Annotated in this window: 4 protein-coding genes; 2 read left to right on the forward strand and 2 right to left on the reverse strand. The window is 36.6% G+C overall.

Translation table 11 applies throughout. From position 1 onward, the window contains the following. Positions 1-86: 86 nt before the first annotated feature. Positions 87-362, reverse strand: a complete 276-nt coding sequence (locus A5875_RS23020) for a hypothetical protein (protein ID WP_088935510.1) — start codon at positions 360-362, stop codon at positions 87-89. Positions 363-390: 28 nt separating this feature from the next. Beyond that, the gene (locus A5875_RS23025) at positions 391-1,299 is read right to left on the reverse strand and encodes an AbiH family protein (protein WP_088935932.1); all 909 of its coding nucleotides are present in this window, start codon (positions 1,297-1,299) and stop codon (positions 391-393) included. 97 nt (positions 1,300-1,396) lie between these two features. Here A5875_RS23025 and A5875_RS24250 point away from each other — a divergent pair, with 97 nt between their 5' ends. Both A5875_RS24250 and A5875_RS23035 read left to right on the forward strand, forming a co-directional pair. Further along, positions 1,397-1,744, forward strand: coding sequence for a hypothetical protein (locus A5875_RS24250; protein ID WP_242551299.1), 348 nt, complete (start codon positions 1,397-1,399; stop codon positions 1,742-1,744). A gap of 81 nt (positions 1,745-1,825) precedes the next feature. Then, positions 1,826-2,032 carry an HNH endonuclease gene (locus tag A5875_RS23035; protein WP_242551300.1) on the forward strand — a complete coding sequence of 69 codons (207 nt, stop codon included), beginning with the start codon at positions 1,826-1,828 and terminating at the stop codon, positions 2,030-2,032. The last annotated feature ends 277 nt before the right edge of the window (positions 2,033-2,309 follow it).

The raw sequence follows: 2,309 nt of genomic DNA on the forward strand, positions 1-2,309 counted from the left end.
AAAAACTAGGCTACCGATCACCAGTAGAATATCGGGAATCAGCAGCCTAGGAAAATGCTTTTTTATCACTGTCTCAGTATTTTAGGTCAGTTCCGCTTATCAGAGAAGTCTTCTGGTGTTTTTATAGAGGTTGAAGGAGAAAATTTATTTTTAACACTCTCTCTATCGTATGGAAAAGATAAGTGATTGAAGAATTCTGGATTTTCAAATTCGCCACTGATTCTGAATTCGTAGTTCTCTTTTATTTCCTTTAGGAAGTTCCTTGTTTCATCGGGTAAATGATGAGTAAAAAAGTTTTCATACGTGCTATCTAGCCCGATGTATCTATCAAAACCATTGCCAATTATCAATAAAGTACTCATTTTATAGACTCCTTTTTCGATTTTTTAACTAAATTATACAAGTATTATCTAGTAGCTGTCTCTTATACACATCTAGATGTGTATAAGAGACAGGTACTTTTTTTACCATATCCTCCCTTGAGGATGAATTAAGATTTGCATAATAGAAATAAAGCTTGATTGAAGAATCATACAAGCTATAGTGATCAAAAATAGCTTGAAAATACGAGTAATCTAAAAGACTCAAAGAGTGACCAAAAAAGACAACTTTTGAAATAGCAGATTCCAATTGAAAGGCGTGTACTTCCGAAGAAAAAGAGCCGATCAATTGTCTATATGTCTTTGAAAAACGATAAAAATCATCTAGTTGCTCTTTGTCAACAGAATCAAAACCAAAAACCACATCCTGTTTTTCTAAAGATCCATGAACATTAATCGTCATTTTCTTAACTTGATCCCAAAATCGCTTGTTGTCTTCTACCCTTGATCCATTTAGTTCTTTTTGTCTAGGATAGCTATTATAGGATAAGGTCGAGTTACCAATTGGGTCTGTATAATTAAACGAAAGAATCTTATCTGAAAAAATGCCTCCACTAAAGTTTGTCTCTTTACTTTCAGTTAAAAGTTGAAGCAATAATTCTCGACATTCGGGATGGTAGCTTGATTTATTCTTGACTAACTTTTCCAGATACTCAGAAAAGGATTTTTCTAGTATAAGCAGCTCGTGTTTTAAGAAATCCACAGGATCCTTAAAATCACAATATCTATTTTCTGGAAATAAACCTAAGAATATAGATAAAAGCATCTTGCCTGACGAAGATAAATAAGATCTATCAGTATCAAACATTTTTTTATACGTGAATTCTGAGTTTTCTGTTTCACTGAAGAAATCTTTTATTCTGTTCTCAATATCATTCCATTCATCAGGCAGTTTATCTATTGAATAATAAAAGAGCAAATCCCAAAAACTTAGCTTGGAACTGACCCATTAAACTGAAACAAAATAAAAAAGCATCTCACATCTAGATGTGTATAAGAGACAGAGGTAAGAAATCATGAAGAGAAAACGAAGTGTTGAGACTAATCCACCACCAACAGTTACGGCTAACCCACCAATATCAAAGAAGCAAAAGGGTAGGCAGCAACTAGACAAAGCTTTCGGATCTCTTCAAGCATTACGAGATTCGAAAGATATGGATCTGATCACTGAAGCGATCTTCGAGATCATAACAGCGTATGGATTGAAGACGGATGAGGTTGCGGCATTATGCTATTGCATCACTGAACAAACAATCAAAGCAGAACACAATGCAGCTTTGTTCGAACGAGAGCTTGATTTAGATGTTGAGGGATTATCAATCGAGGGGATCCTGTGCGTTCAGCAAGCATTAGTAACCAAATGAGATCGACAAACTATACAAGAGAAAGCGGTGGAAGAAGCTAAGACCTGTTGTGATCTCAAGAGACTTTGGTCTGTGTCAGGAATGTCTACGAAGGAATATGATTCGAAGGGAACCATCGTCCATCACAAGGTAGAAGCACGAGAGGATCTGTCGTTGTTCTGGGATGTAGATAACCTTGAGTTGGCCTGCGTAACCTGTCACAACAAGGAGCATCCAGAGCGTAGCGGTAGAGAGAAGAAGAAACGAACACGCATCAACGCAGTGAAGTTCTTTGCGAACAACGAGTAGCCGTGTTTATCGTGTCGTGTTGAGGATATCCCTCCTCCCTCCGAAATTGCGAAGGCGATCTGCGGAAGAACGGTGCCGTCCTCTTCTCACAGAATTACCGCTTTTCGAGTTTATGAACTCTTTTTCTTAATTTTTCCTAGCTCGTCTTCGAGTGGAATAATGAAAAGTCGTTTTTCAAGGAGAAGTTTGTGTAGTAAGTTTTTTCTATGATAAGAATTATCTAAGCTTCTGGAATAATATGTCAACAAATGAAGTACTTTTTTTACCATATCCTCCC

The sequence above is a fragment of the Enterococcus sp. 3H8_DIV0648 genome (genome assembly GCF_002140655.1).
Classification (GTDB): Bacteria; Bacillota; Bacilli; order Lactobacillales; family Enterococcaceae; genus Enterococcus_A; species Enterococcus_A hulanensis.